The sequence below is a fragment of the Tissierella pigra genome (genome assembly GCF_018917845.1).
Classification (GTDB): domain Bacteria; phylum Bacillota; class Clostridia; order Tissierellales; family Tissierellaceae; genus Tissierella; species Tissierella pigra.
In genome coordinates, this window is record NZ_JAHLPJ010000001.1 from 2,147,770 (window position 1) to 2,170,936 (window position 23,167).

A 23,167-nucleotide genomic window follows, 5' to 3' on the forward strand; every position below is an offset into this window, starting at 1 on the left:
AATTTCTAACCTCCTTTTTTTCTTATATATGCTTCTACCATTATGTCCTCACCAAAACGGTGAAAATCTAAACGTTCAAGTTCTATTGCCTCTCTTATATATGCTTTCCCTTGTCCACCAATAGGAGTTTTAGCAGTATTTCCACCGATGATTTTTGGAGCTATAAATACATTTACCTTATCAACAATGCCTTCCTCTAGGGCAGCATAATTTAGTTCACTTCCCCCTTCCAGCAGAATGCTGTCAATGTTTCTTTTACCAAGCTTCTTCATAAGCAAACTCAAATCAACTCTTCCTTCTTTAGAAGGCGTTACAATAACTTCAGCACCTTTTTTTTCAAGCATCTTTATTTTTTCCTTATTAGCTTTTTCAGTAACTGCTATAATAGTTCCTGCATCTGATTCAAGATTTAAAACTTTTGCTTCAAGAGGAATTTGGGCACTGCTATCTACAATTATTCTTATTGGATCACAACACTTGCTATCTTCAAGTCTGGTTGTTAAAGATGGATCATCTGCAAGTACTGTACCTATTCCAACCATAATTCCAGTCACTCTATGTCTAAGCTCATGTACATACTTTCTGGAAAGTTCTCCTGTAATCCACTTTGACTCATTTGTATAGGTGGCAATTTTACCATCAAGAGTCATTGCTGTTTTCATTATAACGAAGGGAAACTTTGTAGTTATATACTTAATAAATATTTCGTTTAACTTTTTTCCTTCTTCTTCAAGAATCCCTATAACTACTTCTATACCTGCCTCTTCAAGGGTTTGTACTCCTCTCCCTGAGACTATAGGATTAGGATCCTTTAGTCCAATAATTACTTTCTTTATTCCTTTTTCAATGATGGTCTTTGTGCAAGGTGGAGTTTTACCATGGTGAGAGCAAGGTTCTAAATTAATATACATAGTTGCATCTTTAACATCTTCATTTGCATTTAAGAAGGCATTAATCTCTGCATGATGACTGCCATAAACTTTATGATAACCTTCTCCAATAATTCTATTATCTTTAACTATAACTGCACCTACCAGTGGATTAGGATTTGTATAACCTATTCCTTCTTTTGCCAACTCAAGTGCTCTACTCATATAATCAATATTCATCCCACCACTCCAATCTGCTTATACATAAAAAACCCTGAGAATATATTCTCAGGGCATGTAAGTTCTAAAAGTTCTCTTGATTATAAATTATATGGTCAAATAACCATAGACTTATACATCAAGACTATATCCACACATCTTCTTCCATCCAGACTTTACTGTCGGCCTCGGAGTTTCACCGAATCAACCTTACGGCTCGCGGGCTATACCGCCGGTAGGGAATTACACCCTGCCCTGAAGATTTATTTACTTTTTACATGATAACTTTATCACAATGGAATAAGTATGTCAATATTAATTATTCTTGTGATTGTGTCAAGTTACTGTAGGAAAATAAATTTTATATAATATTAATTAATAATACTTCTTTAAACAAATCATTATCTCTAATATAGATCTTCGCAGTTAGAATGCTATAACAATAATCATTGTTTCATATTTCTGCATACTACCTCCTATGATAATCTTATATGTATTACATTATATAATTCATATATAGCTTATTAAGCTAACTTTTCCACTTTTCAGTTTTTCAGTTGTAGGTTCATATTGCACTCTTAAATCGTGATAAATATTAATAACGTTTTTTTCAAATGATGTAGTATATTATTTCTTTTCACCAAGTAGTCCTTTTTTAATTCTAGTATTCAATTCGCCAAGGGCAATTTTATTACTATCATATTTCAGCAATTTTTTTGCTGATTTATAATCAAGCCATTTATATTGAACATGTTCATGTGATAGCTTTAAATCTGTTACATTTACATCCACTGCAAACGAATATTCTGGAATAACAAAACAATTCTCTCCCCATCTCTGTCTATCAACTTCATTAAAACATTCAACAGGAATACTACAACAAGTATCCAACATATAATATGAAGTTGTATACGCAATATCTGCCTCTTCATTAGCCTCTCTTTTAGCAGCTTCTATGGGAGTTTCATCATCTTCACCACCACCTGCAATAAATTGCCAAATATTCATGTCTTCTCTTAGAAATGTACAATACTTAATTTGTTTATCTTGTATAACATATGGTATTACTAATACTTGAAACTTTGCTCTTGGCATTATATCACCCCTATTTTATTAATATAATTTAAATATCGGATGTAAGGTCATATCTAGAGAATTAATATAATCTTGTAGCCTCAGTAAAGATATTTAACTTCAATATCTATTGAGGTTAAATATCTCTCCATTAATATTTATTGATTCCATCATTGTAGTATTAATAAATTAGATTGTCAACACTTAACTGTTCTAAGCTTTCAACATAATAGTTATTAGAAAATTCAATTTTAAAAATCTTGAATGTAACGTCAACTACAGAATTATCATGGAGACAGCCTTTCATACTTAGAGAACTCCTGATTTTTAATTCTAATAAGTAGGAATCATAAGTTTTATGACTACAAATTTTAATATATACTATTTTTATCAAAAAATATGCTCCAATTCTGGTAGATAGTTAAAATAATAAAAACCATTTACCAAAAGTGGAGCATCCAATTCTACTGAAAACACCTTATTATTAGGAGTAATTTTATAACTAATAAATCGCTACTGGTCCATGAGGTCCATCAATAATTTCTATTTTCGTTTCAAAAATATCTGTTAATGATTCTGCATCCATAACTTCTTCTACTGTTCCAAAAGCAGCAATTCGTCCATTTTTCATAGCACAGATTCTATCAGAATATTTGGCTGCAAAATTTATATCGTGCATAACAGTAAGAATTGTTCTTCCAAATTCATTAGCAGCATGTCTCAAATGCTCCATCATTTGAACAGAACGAGCAACATCAAGATTATTAAGTGGCTCATCCAAAAGTACATATTCAGTCTCTTGGCACAAAACCATTGCCACATATGCCCTTTGTCTTTGACCACCAGAAAGCTCATCTAAATATCTATTTTCTAAATCAGTCAAGCCTAAGAAATCGATATATTTAGAAATAATAACCTCATCTTCTTTAGTTAATCTTCCCTTTGAATAAGGAAAACGCCCAAATCCAACTAATTGTCTAACTGTAAGCCTAGTTACAAAATGATTTTCCTGTCGCAAAATAGTTAAAATTTTTGCTAAGTCTTCCGATTTAGATTCAGAAACATCCATATTTGCCACATTAATTTGGCCTTCATCCATATCCAAAAGTCTTCCAATCATCAAAAGTGTCGTGGACTTTCCAGCACCATTTGGTCCAATTAAAGAAGTAAGACCAGCTTTTGGTATTTCAATATTCAAAGGTCCTATTTTTACCTCATCAGTATACACCTTATTAACATTATCAATCTTTATCATAAAGTCCCCTTCCTTAAAATTACAATTAAAAATGTTATTCCGCCAAACATTTCGATAATAACTGAAACTACACCTTGTGCATTAAATACATGATACATAAAAAAGTATGCACCTGTTATTATCAAAAATCCTATAGCAAGAGCCATTGGAAAAATATATCTGTGATCATAAGTTGGTGCCGCTTGATAACTCAAAGTCGCAACTAAAAATCCATAAAAAGTAAGTGGTCCAACTAAAGCCGTTGAAATTGACATCAAAATAGAAACTAATACAAGAGTATAAATTACACTAAATTGATTATTAACTCCCAAAGAAGTACAGACATCCTTTCCAAGTGACAATACATTTAGCTTCTTAGAATAAGCAAGAATAAGTAATGCTACAATTATTACGATTGGAATGGCAACGGAAAAATATGCTGAATCTGCATTATTTACAGAACCAAACAATCTTGCCTGTAGAATATCAAATTCAGAAGGTGCTAGAAGTCTTCTCATAAAAGATGACAAAGACCTTAACCCAGTTCCAATAATAACTCCGACTAAAAGCATAAGTTGTAAATCTCCATATTTTCCAGAAAGCAGCCATCCATAAAGCATCAAACACATTAAAACCATAACAACAACTTGAAATATAAATGATCCAATACCGCTAAAATTTATAAATGTACTAGCACCAAAGAAAAATATTGTACTAGTATGAATTGTTGAGTAAAGTGCTTCAAAACCTAAAAGTGAAGGAGTTATAACCCTATTATTAGTAATTGATTGAAAAGCAACAGTGGACAAACTTTGACAAATTGCAGCAATAATCATCGCAACAAGAGCTACCATTCTTCTTCTAACTACTGGAATAAAAGACGGGGAACCTACTGGAACTGGGTTATTGTAGACCAAAAGTCCATATGAAGAAAGAGCACCTAAAGCAAATAATGTTATCAAGAAAATCCAATAACGTTTTTCCTCTTTCTTAGAACGGAAGGCCCTAGCTGATCTATTTTCATTATGTATGCTAGAATCGATTTCGATATTTCTTTTATTACTATATTCTAATACGTTCATCTTAGCCTCCTTTGTCTCAATAAAATAACAATAAATACAACTGACCCTACTGTTCCAAGTATCAAAGATACAGGTACTTCAAAAGGCATTATGATTGTTCGAGAAATTATGTCACAAACAGTTATAGTACCCATTCCTAATACACATACCCAAGGCAAATTACTCCTAAGATCATCTCCTCTATACATTGAAACAATATTTGGTACAATTAAACCTAAAAAAGGTAAGTTTCCAATAACAGCTGCAACAATTCCAACTGCAAAAGAAATAAGACCAGTGCCTAGAAGAACTATTTTATTATAGTTTACTCCAAGACTTGTTGCAACATCTTCCCCAAGTCCTGCTAAAGTCAGTCTATCAGCATAGATAAAAATAAAAAAAGTAACCATAACAATTAGCCATAAATATTCATATCTGCCAATTTGAACCGATGCAAAAGAACCTACAAACCAAGATTCAATATTTTGTGTCATTTGAAAAACCAATCCTATAAAAGTGGATATTGCAGAAATAACTGCTCCAAGCATCATCCCAATAATCGGGACTATTAAAGACGAACGAAGTTTGATTCTTCTTAAAAACAAAAAGAAAATCATCGTTCCTATGAAAGAAAAAAGAATTGCACCAGTCATTCGTTGTACCAAAGTTGGAGCAGGAAATATTAAGTAAACAAAAACAAGTCCCAAACCTGCCCATTCAATAGTTCCCGTTGTTGTAGATTCAACTAAACGATTCTGTGTAATAAGCTGCATTACCAAACCTGACATTGACATGGCGGCTCCAGTAAGCATTAGTGAAACTGTTCTTGGAACACGAGTTATGAAAAACATATTCATTCCATCCTCTTGTCCTAGTATGTCATAAACACCAGTAAACAATGATATAATACCTAAAATAATAACAACTATAATTGTTATTATAAAAGGTTTTGTCCATATTTTATTGTGATTATAACGCTGGGGCTGAGAATTCTCAACCCCAGTTATTTTCTGTATTGTATTTTTTTGCACTATGTTACACTCCTTTATGCTACTTAGCTAAGGCCTTTGCAATATCTCCAAATAACTCTAGGTAAGTTTGTATTGATTCGTTGGTGTAAGTGTCTGCTGGTGCATAAACTATTCGTCCTTCAGAAACAGCAGTTGTATTTTTAAGAGCAGGTGAATTATCAATAACATCTTGAGCAGGAACTGCATCCTCTGTGGAAGATATTGCTGCATCACGATCTAGTACGAAAATCCAATCTGGGTTACTTTGTGCAATAGCCTCAACAGAAATATCATCACCTTGGTGATCTGAAGAAGTACCATCAATTTCTAGTGCAGAAATCCATCCAAAGATTTCATACATTGGTCCCCAAACACGTCCAGAATGAGGAGCTGAAAAACCAATATCTCCACCAGAAACTATAACACTCATAACTGTATCCGTTCCATTATATGCAGACTTAGCGTCTTCAATAGCTTTATCAAAATCAGCTACCAATTGTTTAGCCTCTTCATTTTTATCAAAAATTTGTCCCAAAGCCATTGTAGAATTCTTAAGTCCATTTACTAAGTTTTCCCCAGGTGTGTCAGTTGCCTCAGAAACATCAAAATTAAGATCAATAACAGCTGCATTTGGCACTATTTTTTTTATATCTTCATAAAAACTAGCAAATCTTTGACCAACAATTACAAGTTCAGGGTCTAGAGCTGCTATAATTTCAAGATTCGGTTCACGATGATTTCCAATATCTTGAATTGACTCATCAGCTACATATGGTGAATCCGCAGGCATTACACCCTTTGGAACGGCTACTAATTCAATTCCCCAATCAGATAAAGTTTCAAAAGTTCTATTATCCAAAGCAACTACATTCTTTGGATTTACAGGAACAGTAACAGTTCCATGAACATCAGTGATTTCAACTGTTGAAACTTCAACAGGTTCATTTACTTGCCCATTAGTTTCAGTGTCATTAGGTTTATTACCTGAATTCGTACAAGCTGTCAACATTAAAACAAAAGCTGCCATAATAACGGTTACTTTAAAAATTTTAGATTTTTTCATATATATCTCTCCTTATGTATAAATATAATAGACAAAATTATTGAATTGACGAAACCAATATCTATGCTATATTTTTATACGTGATTTAAGTAATAATTTTCTTTATTTCACTATAGTGCAAAGCAACAATACAAATATCACAACAATGATAATGATTATCAACTTCAATATTCTATTAAATTATACCAAATAAAAAGATATTGTCAACCATTTTAATAGCTTTAATTTTTTTGGGTCTTATTCTTAAAATGAAAATCCAAGATTAATCCATATCCTTCAACACTATGATCCATAGTGATAAAATATAACGGAATTTATAAAGTATGAGAGTAATGCTTAGCATAAGAAAATAGATGATGGTTTGATATATACAAGGCTAGTAAGTAATTGTTACCACAAATTTTTCACATTAACAAAACCTTATTCTCTCTTATCAATATTCATTTTCAATACTAATTCATAGTATAAGATTTACTATCAATGAACTTTATTATACAATATAATTAATTGATATATTTTTACTTAGTAAGTAAAGGGGTGCTACATTGGATATAATATACTACTATCCTGATGATGTTAAAAGGAATATAAATGAAGATAATTCAATTACATATATACTCTCTAATAATACAGGGGAAGGTTTTGTTAAACAATATAATGTGTTTTCAGGAATTGAGATTTTCTATCATAGTATGCATTTAGAAAAATGTGATTATGATAAGATTCCTATAAAAGATACTATTGAGATTAATTTTTGTACAGAAGGAAGAATTGAATCTGAACTTAATGATAGAAAATACATATATATTGGGAAAGGCGATTTGTCTATTTTTGAACTATTTCATGAAGCTATTAATTCTACTTTTCCATTAAATCATTATCACGGAATATCTATTTTAATAAATATTCCAAAGGCAAATATAAGTTTAAATAATATTGCTAAATCTATGGACCTCCCCAATATAAATTTATATAAAATTAGAAACAATTTAAAGAATGATAATTCACAGATTAGATTTATTATAAGAAATGCTAAAGAAATAAATCATATTTTTGAAGAACTAAATTCTGCTCCTAAAGAGCTTTTAGAATACTATTTTAAATTAAAGGTACTAGAAATTATATTGTTCTTAAGTAAAATTGACGGCAAATCTATTTTTGATACTCCTAAATACTATTATAAAAATCAAGTTAACACTATTAAAAATATAAAAGAGTTTTTAACAGAAAATATCTCTAAGAATTACACTATTAAAGAATTATCATCTATTTTTAATATTTCAGAATCCTCTTTAAAGGAATGTTTTAAAGATGTGTATGGAACTACTATCTATAGTTTTACTAGGTCTTATAGAATGGATTTAGCTGCAAAATTACTATCAACTACAAATGATACAATTTTAGATATTGCTCTAAAATCTGGATATAAAAGTCCAGGTAAATTTTCATCAAATTTTAAAACAGAGTTTAATCTACTACCTTCTGATTATAGAAAAATTAAAAAACAAAATAATCAAAAATAGCTTTAAACCATATGGTTTAAAGCTATTTTTTTTAGTTATTTGGAACTACTCCAAAAATATCAAAAAATTGTGGTACATTTGAGAAATTATAAGATTTTATCTTATTTCCATTATATACTACTAAATCTTTTGCATAAGTAATAGGTAAATCTATTACATTATTGTTATTTTCATTTAATAATACTTTAAATATTTCTTTAACTCTTTCTTCATCTTTTATATTGGAGAATTCTTCTATTTGTCCTTTTATATATTGGTAGTTATCTAGACCTTGGTATGATATATTATGAGGGTCTGCTCCCATAGATTCTGTAAAAAATTTATTTGGTTCAGTATAAGAACCTTCTGTATTCCAAGTAGTTATATCATATTTTCCTTCTACCCCATCTACCCACCAAGTCATTTGATCCTTTCCTTCAGTTATAACCTCTATACCTATTTTTCCTAAATCTGCTTTCACAGCTTGAGCTATTTCATTTGATAATGATAAATCTGTCCAATAAGTATATAAAATGCTAAGTTTTTTACCATTCTTTTCATAAATATTTGTGCTTTCGTTTAAAGTCCATCCTGACTTTTCAATATACTCTTTGGCTTTATCTACATTATAATCATATACTTCATCTATTTCTACATCAGTATAAGGTGTTCCTTCTCTAAAAAGTCTTTCAGCAACTTTTTCATTTCCTAAAGTTAATCCTTCTGCAATAGCTTTTTTATTTACTCCATGAGCTATGGCTTTTCTAATATTTATATCTGATAAAGTTTCAGAAGATGTATTTAATATTAAATTTCTTGTAAGGGTTGGATTTTCATTAACTTGTCCTTTTATATCTTTTAATGATGTGGCTTGAGTAAAATCGTCGTATGTTATTAAATCTGCTCCATATACTAAATCTACTTCTCCAGAATTTAAAGCTTGTATTCTAGATAAATTTTCCGGTATATATTTTACTATGATTTTTTCATAATATGGCTTTTCTCCCCAATAGTTTTCATTTCTAACAAATACAGTTGAATCGCCAGATATAAAACTTTCTCTTACATAAGGACCTGTTCCAATTACATCAGTAAAAGTTTGATAATTTCCTTCTTCTATAACATTAGGACTCATCATAGACATAACATTTTGGAAACAAAAATCATTTATATAAAATAAAGATGGTCGAGGAAAAGTTATAGCAACTGTATATTCATCTATAACCTCTACGTTTTCTAATTCTGCTACTGCTTTTATACCACTGAAATTAGGGTTTAAGTGATTAAAATCTAAAGCCTTTTTTACGGATTCAGCGTTAAAGTCTTCTCTATCATGATATTTTATTCCTTCTTGTAATTTAAAAGTTAAAACTGTTCCTTCATCATTCCATTCCCATTCTTTAGCTAAATTTGGAACAATTTTATCATTTTCATATTTAACTAATGACTCATATATAAGTCCACAAGCTATATTGTTTTCTTTATTCATAGTCAATGTAGTTAAATTAGTAAGTTCTTTTGCAGTACATATTACTAATTCTTTAGATTCTTCTTTTGTAACTTCCTCTTTCAAAACTTCTTCTACTTCTACCTCTTCTTTTTTGCTACATCCAGTTAATATATTTACTAATAACATTAGAGTTAAAGCAAGTATACCTATTTTTTTAATTTTCATATTATCATCCTTTCTGCTTTTATAGCTTTTTCATACATTATTTTTCCCTTATCCATATATAAAAGCCTATTGGAAATCCTTTTAGCACTTTCTTCATCATGAGTTACAAATATTACTGTCATGTTAAAAGCCCTTATAGAATCACTTATCATATCTAAAACCATATCTTCAGAGATCAAATCTAATCCACTAGTGATTTCATCCAATACTAAAAAACTAGGGTTTGTTCCTAAGGCTCTAATTAAAGATACTCTTCTAGCTTCTCCGCCAGATAATTTTCTAACAGGGGTATTTAAAATCTCTTCTTTCATATTTAACTTTTTCATAAGCTCTAAAATGATTTCTTTTCTTTCATTTTTATTATAATTAGTTAGATTTACTAAGCCTTCTTCCATATTTCTTAAAACACTTAATTTAGGATTTAATGTGCCTGATGTATCTTGAAAAACTATTTGAATGTCTTTTCTAAAATTTAGTAGTTTTTTTCCTTTTAAATTTGTAATATTTTCTTTATCGAAAAACATTTTCCCAGATGTAGGATTTTCTATTTTAGAAATTATTTTAGCAAGTGTACTTTTTCCAGAGCCACTTTCACCTAATATAGATATACTTTCTCCAGACCTTATTTTTAAATCTATATTATCTAAAGCATGAAATTCACCTTTATTAGTCATATAGGTTTTATTTATGCCTTGAAGCAATATTTCTCTGTATTCCATGTTCTATCATCCTTTAACTTTCTCATCTTCTTAATCTGTTTCATAAACTCACTTTTGGGTTCTGACAATATAGAACTTATAGACCCATTTCCTATTATTTCTCCATCTTCCATTACATAAACCTGTTCACATATTTCTTCAAGAACATCTATATCGTGAGATATTAATAAAATCCCTGAAGATTCTTTGAACTTTTTTAATTCATTGACCAATATTTTAGTATTTTCAAAATCTAATGCAGAAGTAGGCTCATCAGCCAATATATAATCTGTATTTAAACCAGTTAATATTGCACAAGTTATTCTCTGCAACTGTCCTCCTGATAATTCATTGGAATTTGAACTTAAAATTCTATCTGTATCATTTAGTCCTAGTTGTTTTAGCTTTTCTACTGCTATGGATTTCGCATCTCTTTTAGATACATTTAATCTATCTGTAAAAATTTCAATCATTAATTTTTCAGTAGTATATCTAGTATCAAAAGCTGACATTGGATTTTGTGGAATATAACCTATTTTTCTTCCGCTTATTTTTCGTATTTCTCTATTAGACAAATCAGTTGTATTTAAACTGTCTATAAAAATATCTCCATTATATTTTTTGAAATTAGAATTATTTATTCCAAAAATAGTTTTTAAAAGAGTACTCTTTCCCGAACCACTTTTACCTGTTAATCCTACTATTTCTCCTTTAGATATATTTAAATTTATCTCTTTAATAATCTTCTTTTGATTTGTTCCCACTGTTAGATTTTTAATTTCAATCATTGCTATTCAATCCTCCTATACTACTTCCCATAATATTAAAAGTTAAGGAGGATATTATTACAGCAAGTATTGGATATATAATTAGTTTAGGATTTACTAGTCCATAATTTCTAGCTTCTAAAATCATAGTTCCCCAGTCCACCACATTATCCCCAAGATTCAATCCTATAAAGGAAAATCCTGTTATTGTAAGTATCATGTCTGCTGAAGATAATGAGATAAACTCAATCATATCATTAAATATATTTGGCAGAATATGAACAAATAGTATTCTAATTTTTGAAGCTCCTGATGACCTAATACATAATACATATGCTTTTTTTAGTTCTAAATCTGTCTTTGTCTTTATAAGTTTCATATATCTTAGAGAATAAGAAACTGTCATAGCTAAAATCATAGTTTTAATTCCATTTCCCCAAGCACCTATAAAAACTATTAAATATGCAATTGGCGGAATAGAAGTTATTGCATTTATAGCCCCATCTACTATTGAGTAAGTTCCTATTATAGATTTAGAAAGTATCATTCCTAATAAAGTTCCTACTATAAATATAATTAATCCACTAAATAAAATAATTCCTAATGTAGTTTTTCCTCCATATAATAATCTAGATAAAAAGCATCTTCCTAAATGATCTGTACCTAGTAGATATTTATCAGAAGAACTTTGAAATCTATTCATAAGATCTGCTTCTTGCGGGTCATTTGGTGCAAATAAAAAACTCATAAATATTAAAATAATTAATATTATAGAAATTCCTATAGTTATATAGTTCTTATTCATAGCTAACTCCTTTCTCCTTCTATTCTTTCATTTATAATATCTGCTATAATATTCATTAAAGCTATGAAAAAAGCCAAGAAAAATACTGTTGAATGTATCATAGGAGCATCTCTTTCTATAACACTATTTACAATTAAATATCCAAAACCTGGTACTGAAAACACTCTCTCTATTACAGTAGCCCCTGCTATGGATAAACCTATACTCTGTAGAAAACTTGGAATAATTCCTAGTATTCCATTTGGAATTAAATGATTTATAAGTATTTTAAACTCAGACAAACCTTGACATCTTAAGTACATAGAATAATCTTCATTACTCTCTTTAATTAGCCCGTTATAAAATAATGGTACATAAAAACATATTATAAAAACTGCTAAACATATAGCTGGAGGAATTGAACCTTTAAACCCAATATTATTAGTAACAGAAATTAAATTATATTTAACACCAAAAATATCTAAAAATAAAGTAGATATATAAAATGATGGTACTGATATTCCAACTATACATAATACTTTAAACAATCTTCTTATGAGTTTGTTTTTTAAAATAAACATAAGTGAACCAATAACTATAATTGATATAAATTGTATAATTGATGATATTCCTACAATTAATAATGTTTTAGGAAAGGCTTTCCATATTTCATCCCAAACACTATATCCACTTACTAAGGATTTTCCTAAATCCATTTGAAATAATCCTTTTAGCCAAGAAAAATATTGTACAAGTAATGGTTTATCAAAACCCATACTACTTCTAATATTTTCTATTTGAAGTTCTGTTGGATTTCCTATTGCTCTTTTAGCATAAGCCGTTGCAGGATCAACTTTTGAAACTCTCATGAGTATAAATGAAAGTAAAGTTACAAATAATAAAGTGAAGAAAAGTTCACTTAATCTTTTTATAATCTTTTTTACATCTAATTTTATAATACATCACCTACTTTCTTAATTGATTTTCATAAGAATAAATATACACCAACTGATAATGATTATCTTTCCTGTTTGGACTTTTCTTTTCCCTTTTAGATATTTTTGTGAATTAATAGTAATCCAGTAGGAGATAATTAGCTACCTCCTACTCAATTAATCTTATATTCTATTTTTTATAATTCTATCTTTATAACTTTTAATCTTTTATATTCTTTTTTCTGTAATGCTAGTCCTACTATAATCATGATGAAGTCTACGATTGATTGGGCAAACCAAACTCCATTGATTCCAAATATTTTTGAAAACAATAGTAAGCTAGGAACAAATAATATTAGTTGTCTTAATAAAACTATTCTACTGGCAATGCTACCTTTACCTATGGATTGGAAAAATGTTATGTTCATTATCATTATTCCATAAAGAATGAATACGGTATACAAACTTCTAAAATATCCTATGCCTAAAGCTATTATTTCACTATTTACATTAAAAAGACTTAAAATAAAATTTGGTTTTAACATCTCATCTTTTATAGTCTTTTCTCTCTCCTTTTAATTACTTTTATCTGCTAAATACATTGAATAGTATTTTCCTTTTAGTTTCATTAAATCTTCATGTGTTCCACTTTCTATTATTTTTCCATTGTTCATTACCAAAATTCTGTCTGCATTTTTTACAATTGGTAAAGTATGTGCAACCATAAATATAGTTTTGTTTTTGGATATTAAATTCATTATTGCTTCTTTAACTAATAATTCATTCTCTATATCTAAAGATGCTGTAGCTTCGTCTAAAAGTACAATTGGATTATCCTTTAAAAGAGTACGAGCAATACTTATCCTTTGCCTTTGCCCACCTGATAGTCTATTGCCATTTTCTCCTACCAATCTGTTGTAGCCATCTTTTTCTTCCATAATAAAATCATGACAATTTGAAAGTTTTGAGACTTCTATAATTTCTTGGTCTGTTGCAGTTGGCTTTGCTATTTTTATATTATTTTTTATGGTGTCATTGAACAAAAATGTATTTTGATCCACCATGGATATTTTATCTAATATCTTTTCACTAGATATGCCCTCTATATCTATTCCACCAATTTTAATTGAACCGCTATCTGGTACATGTAGCTTTGAAATCAAGTTTAGTATAGTTGATTTCCCTGCACCTGAACTACCTACAATTGCGGTTAGTTTCCCATGTTCTCCTTTAAAGCTCAATTTATCACATACTTTTTTAGAATCATCATATGAAAAATTAACATTTTCAAATTCTAGATCAAACACTTTTGGATTAAATGATTTGTTGTTTTTAAATTCTTCTTTTTCATTAAATATACTTTCTATATTGTTTCTTGATATTTTCAAGTTTTTATATCCTGTCAGTGAAATATAAAGTGTGTTTAAAAGTTTATTTAAAAATATAGGCAGTGTAGATATCATAATAGCCATTTTTATATCTATTTCTCTATTTATATAGCTAAGTCCTACTATATATATGGAAACTGGTATGCACAGACCTATTAAAATATTGAATATTCCTGCCATAGGCAGTATGTTTATCTCATACTTAAATGATACATCACTATAATTTTTCATAGAATTTATTATCATGTTGTTGTTTACTCCATCTTGTCCATATATTCTTAAAGTCTTGATTCCAGTTATATATTCCACTATATTGTCGGTGTTATCTGATTGAGCTAAGTTTTTGTTTTTTCCATGTTTATTTACTATCTTAAATGAAATATATAGTGATGGAATTAAGAGTAATCCCCCTACCAAAGATACAATACCTACATCTTTGTTAAATTTAAACATGTAGATTAAAAGCATGATTACTAAGACTAAGTTTTTCAAAATGTCTCCATACTTATGAGTTAAAATATTTTCATAGCTATCTACATCATTTGTAACTGTATTTATATATTTTCCTGTCTTTCGCTTTGTAAAGTTAAAAAGAGGAATTTCTTTAAACTTGTTTCCTAAATTTAACCTTATATTTCTAGATATATCTGAACCTGCATATTGACCATAGGTATAAGCTCTTCTATATAAAAAGTTTCTTATAAGATATACCAGTGCTAATATAGATGAATATTTTAGGATTTGATTATAGTTAAAGTTCAAATCCAATACATCCTTTATAATAAAAAATATTATGGTAAAATTAATACCAGACAATAGTCCTTCTAGGATAAATAAAGCCATGGACTTGTAAAATGTTTTATTTTTCTCTATTCCTTTATTCTTCAACTATATCACCCTTTCCGTATGAAAAATCTCTTGAAAGTTTATATTTATCCCATACCTGGCTATAATATTTATTTTTTGAAATTAGTTCATGATGTTTTCCAACTCCTGTAACTTCTCCATTTTCTAACACTATTATCTTGTCACAGTCAACAATTGTTGAAAGTCTATGTGCTACTATAATTACAGTCTTTCCTATGAACAAGTTATTAAGAGCTATATTAATTTTTTCTTGATTTTCAGGATCTGTATTCGATGTAGCTTCATCTAATATTAAAATTGGTGCATCTTTCAAAAATGCCCTAGCTATACTTATTCTCTGTTGTTCTCCGCCAGAAAATCTAGTGTCGTGTCCTCCTACTAAAGTGTCATATTGATCAGGTAATTTCATTATGACATCATCTATCTGAGCTTTTTTACAAGCTTCCCTTACTTCTTCTAATGTATAATCTTTTCCCATAGTTATATTTTTAAATACTGATTCTTTTGTTAAAAAGTTTTTTTGAAATACTATAGCTATATTTTCTAATAGTGTTGTATAATCAATGGATTTTATATTTTCTTTTCCTATTAATATTTCTCCTGAGTCAACATCATAAAATCTTGCTACTAAACCAAGTATCGTTGACTTACCAGAACCAGATGGTCCTACAATCGCTGTCCTCTGACCTTCATTTATGGAAATATTTATGTTTTTCAAAATCTTTTCTTCACCTGTGTATGAAAAATTAACTTTATTAAATTCTATTGTATTGTTTTGGGGAAAATTATTACTTCCTCCAACAAAGACTTCTAAGTTTAAAATTTCCTCTATTTTATCAACACTAGATAGCACTTGTGAAAAATGCCCCCCTATTTCTAAAAGTGGTCTTATTTCTGTTAAATAAAGAGAACCTACTAATAAAAATAATATAAAAATACTTGGTGATATAACTTCTTTTAAAAATAATGTTCCTGCAATTGGTATCAAAATAAGTAATCCAAATTCTATAAAAATTGTAAAGGATGCAAAATTAGGCCCCATAATGGAAGATATTTTTTTCCACAATCTTGACTTCTCATGACAAGCTTCTTTGTACTTACTAAAAGATGAACTAGTCATATTATAAGACTTAATAAGTCTCATTCCTGTAATATACTCAATCATAGTAGAGTTTAAATTATTACTTACATCATTTATTTCTAAAATATAATTTCCTGTATCTTTAAACATCTTTACCTGAAAATAAAATGCTATTGGTAAAGGTATAAGTGTTATAAGAGCTAATCCCATGTTTACATTGAACAAATAAACAAAAACTGCTAATGGCCCTGTCAAATACATCACCACTTCTGGTAAATGATGAGCTAAGAATAATTCCAATTTCTCTATATCCTCATTTAATATTTTCTTTATCTCACCTCTGTTTTTACTATTTAGTTCTCCTAAAGGTACTTCTGACATATGACTTATCAATTTTTTTCTAATTTTAAAAAGTGTATTATACGCTCCTTTATGAGAAAGTATTTCTGCAATGGTAAATAAAGTATATCTAACTAAAATAGATACTGAGACAGATATACTCAATTTAAGTAATATATCTTTTGTAAGTGTTCCTGTATATATGGTGTTTATTAGATTGTAAATTCCCATATAAGGAACCATTATTAAAAGACCTGCCAAAAATCCCAATAAGATAGAAAGATATATATACTTTTTATCTTCCTTAGCCCAATTTAACAAAATCTTAAGTCTTCTGTTAATCTCTTTCATATTATCCTCCTTGTAAAAGTATTTATATTATGTTATATTGTTGATAGTCATTATCAATAATATAATTTTTCAATTTCTAAAACAATAGTTTAAGAGTTAGTACGACTTAAATAGATAATTAAAAGTTCAAAATGTATAGGTGATATTATGGATTGTAGTGAAATTAGAAAAGAACAATTAAAAGGTTTTGGATTTATAAAAAAAGAAAATCCATGTTATAGAAATGGGGAATATTTTAATTTAAATAAAAAGATAGGGCAGGGTGGTTATTGGCTATATGATTATAAGGGCCTTTTTGCCATAAGTATTCATGATTTTTATTTCTTTAATGACTTTTATTTTTCAACAGATATGTATGTAGACGAAGATCCTAAATATTTGAGTATCTCATATAATATAGATATTACAGGTGATTTTTTAGATTCTAAGTTAAATATAAGAAACAATTCCATAAATGGATTTTTATATGGAGAAAATAGAATATGTGCACTTATAAAAAATAATACTCCTGTATATTCTATTTCTATAGAAATCTATCCCAAATATTATGAAGAACTTACTAAGAGATTTGGTTTGGAAAAAAACTATTTAAAAAATGCCCTTTTAACTTTTAAGAGTGATACAGATTTCTATGAAATGATGATACTTCTTCAAGAAATAACAAGTTTTAAGGGAATTGGACTTTCTGCAGAACTTTTCTACGAAAGTAAAGTTACTGAAGCCGTAGCACTTCTTTTAGCTAAAGTAGAAGAAGAAAACATATATGTATCTAATAAAGAATATCAAGAAATTAAAGACATAAATAAATATATATTAAACAATTTAGATAGAAATATATCCCAAAAGGAACTCTGTGAAAAGTTCTTTATGGGAAAAACTAAGCTACAAACACAGTTTAAAAAAGTAAATAATCTAACTATTTCCGAATTTATTAAATTAAATAAAATAGAAAAATCTAAAACATTATTAAAAGATAATACTATGAGTATCAAGGATATATCAAAACAACTAGGATATCCTAGTCAAAGTAGATTTACAGAAGTCTTTAAGGAAAGTACAAATATATTACCTAGTGAATATAGAAATATACATTGCTTATAATAAAGATATGACTTAATCCACATTCAAAAGATTAAATCATACTGATAATAGAAACCCTACTGCTTTAATTAGCAATAGGGTTTCTATTATTTACTTATATATTACTTACAATAAAATTACCTTCAATAATCATCTCTCTTAATACTTCTTTTGATAATGTACCCATAAAAACTCTCTTTCTAGCTTAAATCTTATTTTGATTTGTGCGAGAAAGAGAATTTTTTCGCTAAATCACATATTAATTTATATTATCTATTTAACTTTTGATTTAATTACTTCGTAACCAACTCTATTAATAGAATCTTCGATTTCATCTATTGAGATTTTTTCTTCGTCAAAATCTAATTTTGCTTTGCTTGAATTAAATGATACCTTTACTGTATCTTGATCTATACCATCTAAACCTTTAAGTGCACCTTCAATCTTTTGCATACATGATGGACATGTTAAGGTTTCTAATTGTATTGTTGCTGATTTCATAATATTATCTCCCTTCATTATTTTATTATTGGTTTCCTTTAACTTCTATCCTATAATTTAATATTACCATATTTTATTAATTAAATCTTTGACCTAAGTCAATTTTTTTCTTTTATTTTAATATCTTAGTTTATATTTTAATAATCTCATACCATTCAGAATAACTACTAAGATACTGCCTTCATGTACTAACATTCCTATGGACATATTCATCCATTCACTGAATAATACACTGGCTAATAATATTAATACAACTCCTACAGCAATGACAATGTTTTGTTTCATATTTCTAGCTGTTGCTTTTACTAATCCTAAGGCATGTGGTAAACGACTAAAATCTGAATTCATTAAAACAACATCTGATGTTTCGATAGCTACATCTGTACCATTTCCCATAGCTATACCGATATTTGCTAGGGCCAGTGAAGGACTATCATTAACACCATCTCCAACAAAAGCAACTATTTGCCCCTCTTCTTCAATTAATTTCTTAACATATGCTGATTTCTCTTCTGGCAACATATTTCCATGGGCTTCAGTTAACCCTAGCTCATGGCTAACCACATCAACAGTTCCCTGGTTATCACCTGATAGCATAATAAGGTTTTTTACACCTAACTTCTTTAGCTTTAATAATTCTCCCTTAACTCCTGGACGTATCTGGTCACGAACCCCCATCAATACTTTCAGTTTCCCATCAACAGAAGTTAATACAAGTGAATTTCCCTTTTTTTCGAAACCAGCTACATCAGCTTTGGCTTTTTCATTTAGTTCAACATTTTCTCTTTCCATTAAAGCAACATTGCCAACAGCAATTCTATGGCCATTAACACTGGCTACAATGCCACCACCTTTTACAACTTCTGTATTTTCAACTACCCCTAATGGGGTTTCACCAATTTCCTCTAATACTGCTTTTGCCAATGGATGATCAGATTCACGTTCAACACTTGCAAGATATCCTAAAGCCTCATCAATATTATCCCCATAGTATTCTTTTTCTGCTACAGATGGGTTTCCTACAGTTAGTGTGCCTGTTTTATCGAATACAATTGTATCCAATCTACTGAAATCTCTAATTACTTCACTACCTTTTAGCAATACTCCATGGCGTGCTCCATTTCCTATACCTGCAACATTAGATACTGGTACACCAATAACTAAAGCTCCTGGACAACCTAGAACTAGAATAGTAATAGCCAATTCAACATTTCGAGAGAATAGCCATACTATAAATGCTATTACAAGAACTGCTGGTGTATAATATTTGGAGAAACGGTCTATAAAACGTTCTGCTTCTGATTTTGAGTCTTGTGCTTCCTCTACCAATTCAATGATTTTACCAAAGGTTGTGTCTTCTCCTACACGATCGGCAATAATTTGAATAGTTCCATTATCTAAAATTGTACCTGCAAATACATTTGAGCCTTTTTCCTTTCCAACTGGAATAGATTCTCCCGTAATACTTGATTCATTAATACTACCTTCACCAGTTAAAACTGTACCATCAACAGGAACCTTTGCACCAGTTTTTACTAGCAAAACATCACCTACGTCCACATCATCCACTTCAACTTCTTCAAACTCCCCATTTTCCATTTGTTTTAGTGCACTTTCTGGTGCCATTTCTGTTAATTCTTTTATGGCTGAACGAGTTTTATTTAATGTGCGTTGCTCTAAATAAGCACCGAATAAGAATAGAAATGTAACAATTGCTGATTCTTCAAAGTTTTGTATCAAAAATGCCCCTGCTATTGCTATTGTAACTAAAACATCTATGCTTACTACTTTTACCCTCAATGCTTGATATGCTTGAATAACTATTGGCACTGCACCTAAAATGGAAGCTATGACCAATGACCAAATAAATATATCCGTAGTTCCTGTTGTCCATTTACTAGTAAAAGCAATGGCTATTAGAATCCCACTTATTAAAGTGATTAGATTCTTCTTTTTTAAAATGTTTTTTTGCATCTTTATCCCTCCCGATTTAACAATTTTTATTTATTATTTTTTGACTTTACGTTAATAGAACAATTCTATTTTATTTAATTATATAATTTATTGCTAATAATGGAAGATAGAGCTTTTAATAAACCTCTCTTTTTAAGCCTTATATGATTTATCTAATTCTTCTAACATATTGTATACTGATTCATAACTTTCACATACATCATCTGGAACTGTATAGTTTTTTGTAATTTCACGTAATTGTTTCAATTCATTATCTAAATTTGGCTTTTCTGATTTTATATTTTTAATTTTTTCGCTGATTTTATCAAACAATTTTTTTACATCATGGAATTCTGGATGAGTTCCACCATGAACCTTTGCTACTACTGGTACATATTGTTCTAATCTTCCTAGATTTTGGTCTACAACTTCGCTAAATTTTTTCATAATATAATCTCCCCTTAAAATTTTATAGTTTCATTTCTTTTAAATCTTTTTTATAGCTATATATTATCCCATTCCATTCTATTAAACCTTGATTTAGATCAAAACTTTTTATTTTATTTGTATTTTTAAAATAATTTTTTCCCGCATTTTTATCTTAACTTTATGAATACATTCTAACATAATTTCCTTAATAAGTATTTGATCTAGGTCAATAAAAAATTGGTTTTATATTTGATGAGATGTAATAAAGGCCCCAATATGTAAAATTACATTATAACTTTGTAATTTATATTGTTTATTTTTTTAAAAATAGGAGATATTAAGATTATAGCAATATTTACAAATTAATAAAAATTGAAAGGAGAAACATAATGGATACACTAGGCTTAGTTTTAGTAATAATAGGAGCATTAAACTGGGGATTGATTGCATTATTCCAATTTGATTTAGTTGCTACAATTTTCGGAGGACAAGACGCATTTTTAAGCAGAATTGTATATGGATTAGTAGGATTAGCAGGATTGTACTGTATAAAATTCTTAATGGAAAGAGATAAAAATAAACCAGTAATAAAAGAATAGGGATGTAATCAGAACTACTGAAAAAATCTCTAATTAAATTAATTAATATAGAGCCTGAAAACATAGTACTTAACTGTAATTTCAGGCTCTTTTTTATATAATTAATGAAAATTCATCATAGAAACCCATAGCAAGTGCAACCTCACAGAGAGTATATTTTCCACCCATCAGATAAGTGTCTAACATAGATCCTGTAATTCATAAGGTATTCATGCTAATTTATCTCTATTCTATACTTACACATGAATTATTCGATTTCTAATATAGCATTAAGAATTAAATCAATCTGGGCATTCATGGATATAATATCATTAAACCAAAACATATTACTGGGAGCTGAAATTACTCTATCTCCCTTCACTGCCGGAACACTATTCCATACATTATTGTTTCCAAAATCACCCAGAGCACCATTTACAAGAATAAAATCACCTGCATATTCATTTATTACTTCATATGATAACTTGACACCACCTGCATGGGCATTTTTGCTATCCTTCATTGCTTCTTGCAGTTTTTCAGGAATATTAAAACCTAACAAATCGTACATTAGCGGTGCCCCTCGTCCCAGCCAAGATGCCGACAGAACATCCTCTCGCTTTTCAATGCACAATACGCTTTTATCACTCAATCCTTCGTTTGCAAGTTTTTGTTTTGCATCCTTAATCTTGCTTTCGAATGCCTGAATCAGTTCCTCTGCTTTTTCAGAACAATTGAATATTTCTCCTAAAAAACGAAGTCTTTCTTGGTAGTTCATTGCAAAATAGTTACACGCTATTGTAGGCGCAATCTTTGAAAGAGATTGATAGATTGACTCATCTTGTGTATCCCATAAAATCAAATCAGGATCTAATGCCATAATTTCTTCTTCGTTAATAGAAAACGCATCTATCACACTAATCTCTTGTGCTTCATTTTCGAAGGCGGCACCAGTATTAAATGATGTTGCCACAGGTGTTATGCCAAGTGCTAACAAATCACCTTGAACAAAGATTACGACTACCCTCTTCGGACTCACTGGCACCTCCACATCACCCATAGCCGTGCTGATAGTTCTCGTTCCTTCTTCTATAGGCTCTGTATCTTCCATTTCTGATGCTTGTGTTGTCACCTCTGAATTTGGTATATAATTCGTTACGCCACTATCCGTTGGTATAGTGCTACAAGCCGAAAGTAGTAATATCAGCGATAAAGCTGCTGCTACAACCCCTTTGCTTCTCATCTGTTTAAACATATTAGTTACTCCTTTCCCTTTGAGTTCGCCAAGACTAACTTGACATTTCTCATTATAGGGAAAAATAATGAGATTTTCAAGGACACCATCTCTCATATCGTACGACATCTTCTCTCTAAAGGCATTAGGCGTTATGCCGATATTCTTTGAAAACATCCGTTGTAGATTGCGTTCATCTTGAAAACCACAGTAATCGGCAATTTTCCGAATAGATGTCCGGCTGTTTTGGAGTAACTCCATGGCTGCTGTCAATCGGGTATTAATCAGATATTCCTGTGGGCTTTTACCAATCTTTTGCTTGAAACTTCTGTGGAAATGGCTATAACTGACCCCCAGCATTTCACACATTTCCTGAATAACAATAGGCTCTGAATAGCACTTGTCCAGGTATCGAATAGCCATCTTCACAACATCCGATTCAAAAATGCGAATATCTCCTATAAATGTCAAGTTA

Annotated in this window: 21 protein-coding genes and 1 riboswitch; of the genes, 3 read left to right on the forward strand and 18 right to left on the reverse strand. The window is 29.6% G+C overall.

Annotated elements, in window-relative coordinates; translation table 11 throughout:
- Positions 1–5 precede the first annotated feature (5 nt).
- The 6 genes from ribD to KQI41_RS10550 all read right to left on the reverse strand — a co-directional run bounded on the left by ribD (position 6) and on the right by KQI41_RS10550 (position 6,494).
- Complete coding sequence (gene ribD, locus KQI41_RS10525; RefSeq protein ID WP_154442808.1) at positions 6–1,109, reverse strand: bifunctional diaminohydroxyphosphoribosylaminopyrimidine deaminase/5-amino-6-(5-phosphoribosylamino)uracil reductase RibD; 1,104 nt, start codon at positions 1,107–1,109, stop codon at positions 6–8.
- 132 nt (positions 1,110–1,241) lie between these two features.
- Positions 1,242–1,355: riboswitch (FMN riboswitch) on the reverse strand.
- Positions 1,356–1,715: 360 nt separating this feature from the next.
- Positions 1,716–2,183 carry an NUDIX hydrolase gene (locus tag KQI41_RS10530; protein ID WP_154442809.1) on the reverse strand — a complete coding sequence of 156 codons (468 nt, stop codon included), beginning with the start codon at positions 2,181–2,183 and terminating at the stop codon, positions 1,716–1,718.
- Between the two features lie 481 nt (positions 2,184–2,664).
- A complete protein-coding gene (locus KQI41_RS10535) occupies positions 2,665–3,417 on the reverse strand; it encodes an iron ABC transporter ATP-binding protein (protein WP_154442810.1) in 753 nt (250 codons plus the stop codon).
- Complete coding sequence (locus KQI41_RS10540; protein WP_154442811.1) at positions 3,414–4,478, reverse strand: iron chelate uptake ABC transporter family permease subunit; 1,065 nt, start codon at positions 4,476–4,478, stop codon at positions 3,414–3,416. The genes KQI41_RS10535 and KQI41_RS10540 overlap by 4 nt, the downstream gene beginning before the upstream one ends.
- Positions 4,475–5,488: an ABC transporter permease gene (locus KQI41_RS10545; RefSeq protein WP_216585252.1), complete on the reverse strand. Its 1,014-nt coding sequence runs from the start codon at positions 5,486–5,488 to the stop codon at positions 4,475–4,477. Before KQI41_RS10545 ends, KQI41_RS10540 begins: the two co-directional genes overlap by 4 nt.
- Before the next feature lie 19 nt (positions 5,489–5,507).
- The gene (locus tag KQI41_RS10550; RefSeq protein ID WP_244971103.1) at positions 5,508–6,494 is read right to left on the reverse strand and encodes a siderophore ABC transporter substrate-binding protein; all 987 of its coding nucleotides are present in this window, start codon (positions 6,492–6,494) and stop codon (positions 5,508–5,510) included.
- 581 nt (positions 6,495–7,075) lie between these two features.
- Between KQI41_RS10550 and KQI41_RS10555 the strand changes: the two genes are divergently transcribed.
- Positions 7,076–8,053, forward strand: coding sequence for an AraC family transcriptional regulator (locus tag KQI41_RS10555; RefSeq protein WP_154442813.1), 978 nt, complete (start codon positions 7,076–7,078; stop codon positions 8,051–8,053).
- Between the two features lie 31 nt (positions 8,054–8,084).
- On the opposite strand, the gene KQI41_RS10560 is transcribed toward KQI41_RS10555, so the two are convergent.
- The 8 genes from KQI41_RS10560 to KQI41_RS10595 all read right to left on the reverse strand — a co-directional run bounded on the left by KQI41_RS10560 (position 8,085) and on the right by KQI41_RS10595 (position 16,917).
- Complete coding sequence (locus KQI41_RS10560; RefSeq protein ID WP_154442814.1) at positions 8,085–9,707, reverse strand: ABC transporter substrate-binding protein; 1,623 nt, start codon at positions 9,705–9,707, stop codon at positions 8,085–8,087.
- A complete protein-coding gene (locus KQI41_RS10565) occupies positions 9,704–10,426 on the reverse strand; it encodes an ATP-binding cassette domain-containing protein (protein ID WP_154442815.1) in 723 nt (240 codons plus the stop codon). Before KQI41_RS10565 ends, KQI41_RS10560 begins: the two co-directional genes overlap by 4 nt.
- A complete protein-coding gene (locus KQI41_RS10570) occupies positions 10,393–11,193 on the reverse strand; it encodes an ATP-binding cassette domain-containing protein (protein WP_154442816.1) in 801 nt (266 codons plus the stop codon). Before KQI41_RS10570 ends, KQI41_RS10565 begins: the two co-directional genes overlap by 34 nt.
- Positions 11,186–11,977, reverse strand: a complete 792-nt coding sequence (locus KQI41_RS10575) for an ABC transporter permease (protein WP_154442817.1) — start codon at positions 11,975–11,977, stop codon at positions 11,186–11,188. The genes KQI41_RS10570 and KQI41_RS10575 overlap by 8 nt, the downstream gene beginning before the upstream one ends.
- A gap of 2 nt (positions 11,978–11,979) precedes the next feature.
- Positions 11,980–12,915 carry an ABC transporter permease gene (locus KQI41_RS19125; protein ID WP_326828368.1) on the reverse strand — a complete coding sequence of 312 codons (936 nt, stop codon included), beginning with the start codon at positions 12,913–12,915 and terminating at the stop codon, positions 11,980–11,982.
- Between the two features lie 173 nt (positions 12,916–13,088).
- Positions 13,089–13,436: an MATE family efflux transporter gene (locus KQI41_RS10585; RefSeq protein WP_154442819.1), complete on the reverse strand. Its 348-nt coding sequence runs from the start codon at positions 13,434–13,436 to the stop codon at positions 13,089–13,091.
- Between the two features lie 30 nt (positions 13,437–13,466).
- Positions 13,467–15,167, reverse strand: a complete 1,701-nt coding sequence (locus tag KQI41_RS10590) for an ABC transporter ATP-binding protein (RefSeq protein ID WP_216585253.1) — start codon at positions 15,165–15,167, stop codon at positions 13,467–13,469.
- A complete protein-coding gene (locus KQI41_RS10595; RefSeq protein ID WP_154442820.1) occupies positions 15,157–16,917 on the reverse strand; it encodes an ABC transporter ATP-binding protein in 1,761 nt (586 codons plus the stop codon). The genes KQI41_RS10590 and KQI41_RS10595 overlap by 11 nt, the downstream gene beginning before the upstream one ends.
- A gap of 147 nt (positions 16,918–17,064) precedes the next feature.
- On the opposite strand from KQI41_RS10595, the gene KQI41_RS10600 reads away from it, so the two are divergent.
- Positions 17,065–18,018, forward strand: a complete 954-nt coding sequence (locus KQI41_RS10600) for a helix-turn-helix transcriptional regulator (RefSeq protein WP_154443065.1) — start codon at positions 17,065–17,067, stop codon at positions 18,016–18,018.
- Between the two features lie 252 nt (positions 18,019–18,270).
- Here the strand turns inward: KQI41_RS10600 and KQI41_RS10605 are convergent, their stop codons facing one another.
- From KQI41_RS10605 to KQI41_RS10615, 3 genes are all read right to left on the reverse strand, one after another.
- Positions 18,271–18,498 carry a heavy-metal-associated domain-containing protein gene (locus KQI41_RS10605; protein ID WP_154443066.1) on the reverse strand — a complete coding sequence of 76 codons (228 nt, stop codon included), beginning with the start codon at positions 18,496–18,498 and terminating at the stop codon, positions 18,271–18,273.
- A 117-nt stretch (positions 18,499–18,615) separates the two neighbouring features.
- On the reverse strand, positions 18,616–20,472 hold the full coding sequence (locus tag KQI41_RS10610) for a heavy metal translocating P-type ATPase (RefSeq protein WP_154443067.1): 1,857 nt from the start codon (positions 20,470–20,472) through the stop codon (positions 18,616–18,618).
- 132 nt (positions 20,473–20,604) lie between these two features.
- Positions 20,605–20,898 (reverse strand): iron-sulfur cluster repair di-iron protein, ric, encoded by a 294-nt coding sequence (locus tag KQI41_RS10615; RefSeq protein ID WP_154443068.1) that lies wholly within the window; start codon positions 20,896–20,898, stop codon positions 20,605–20,607.
- A 371-nt stretch (positions 20,899–21,269) separates the two neighbouring features.
- Here KQI41_RS10615 and KQI41_RS10620 point away from each other — a divergent pair, with 371 nt between their 5' ends.
- On the forward strand, positions 21,270–21,479 hold the full coding sequence (locus KQI41_RS10620) for a DUF378 domain-containing protein (protein WP_154443069.1): 210 nt from the start codon (positions 21,270–21,272) through the stop codon (positions 21,477–21,479).
- Between the two features lie 247 nt (positions 21,480–21,726).
- On the opposite strand, the gene KQI41_RS10625 is transcribed toward KQI41_RS10620, so the two are convergent.
- Positions 21,727–23,163: an AraC family transcriptional regulator gene (locus tag KQI41_RS10625; RefSeq protein ID WP_195838069.1), complete on the reverse strand. Its 1,437-nt coding sequence runs from the start codon at positions 23,161–23,163 to the stop codon at positions 21,727–21,729.
- Between the last annotated feature and the right edge of the window lie 4 nt (positions 23,164–23,167).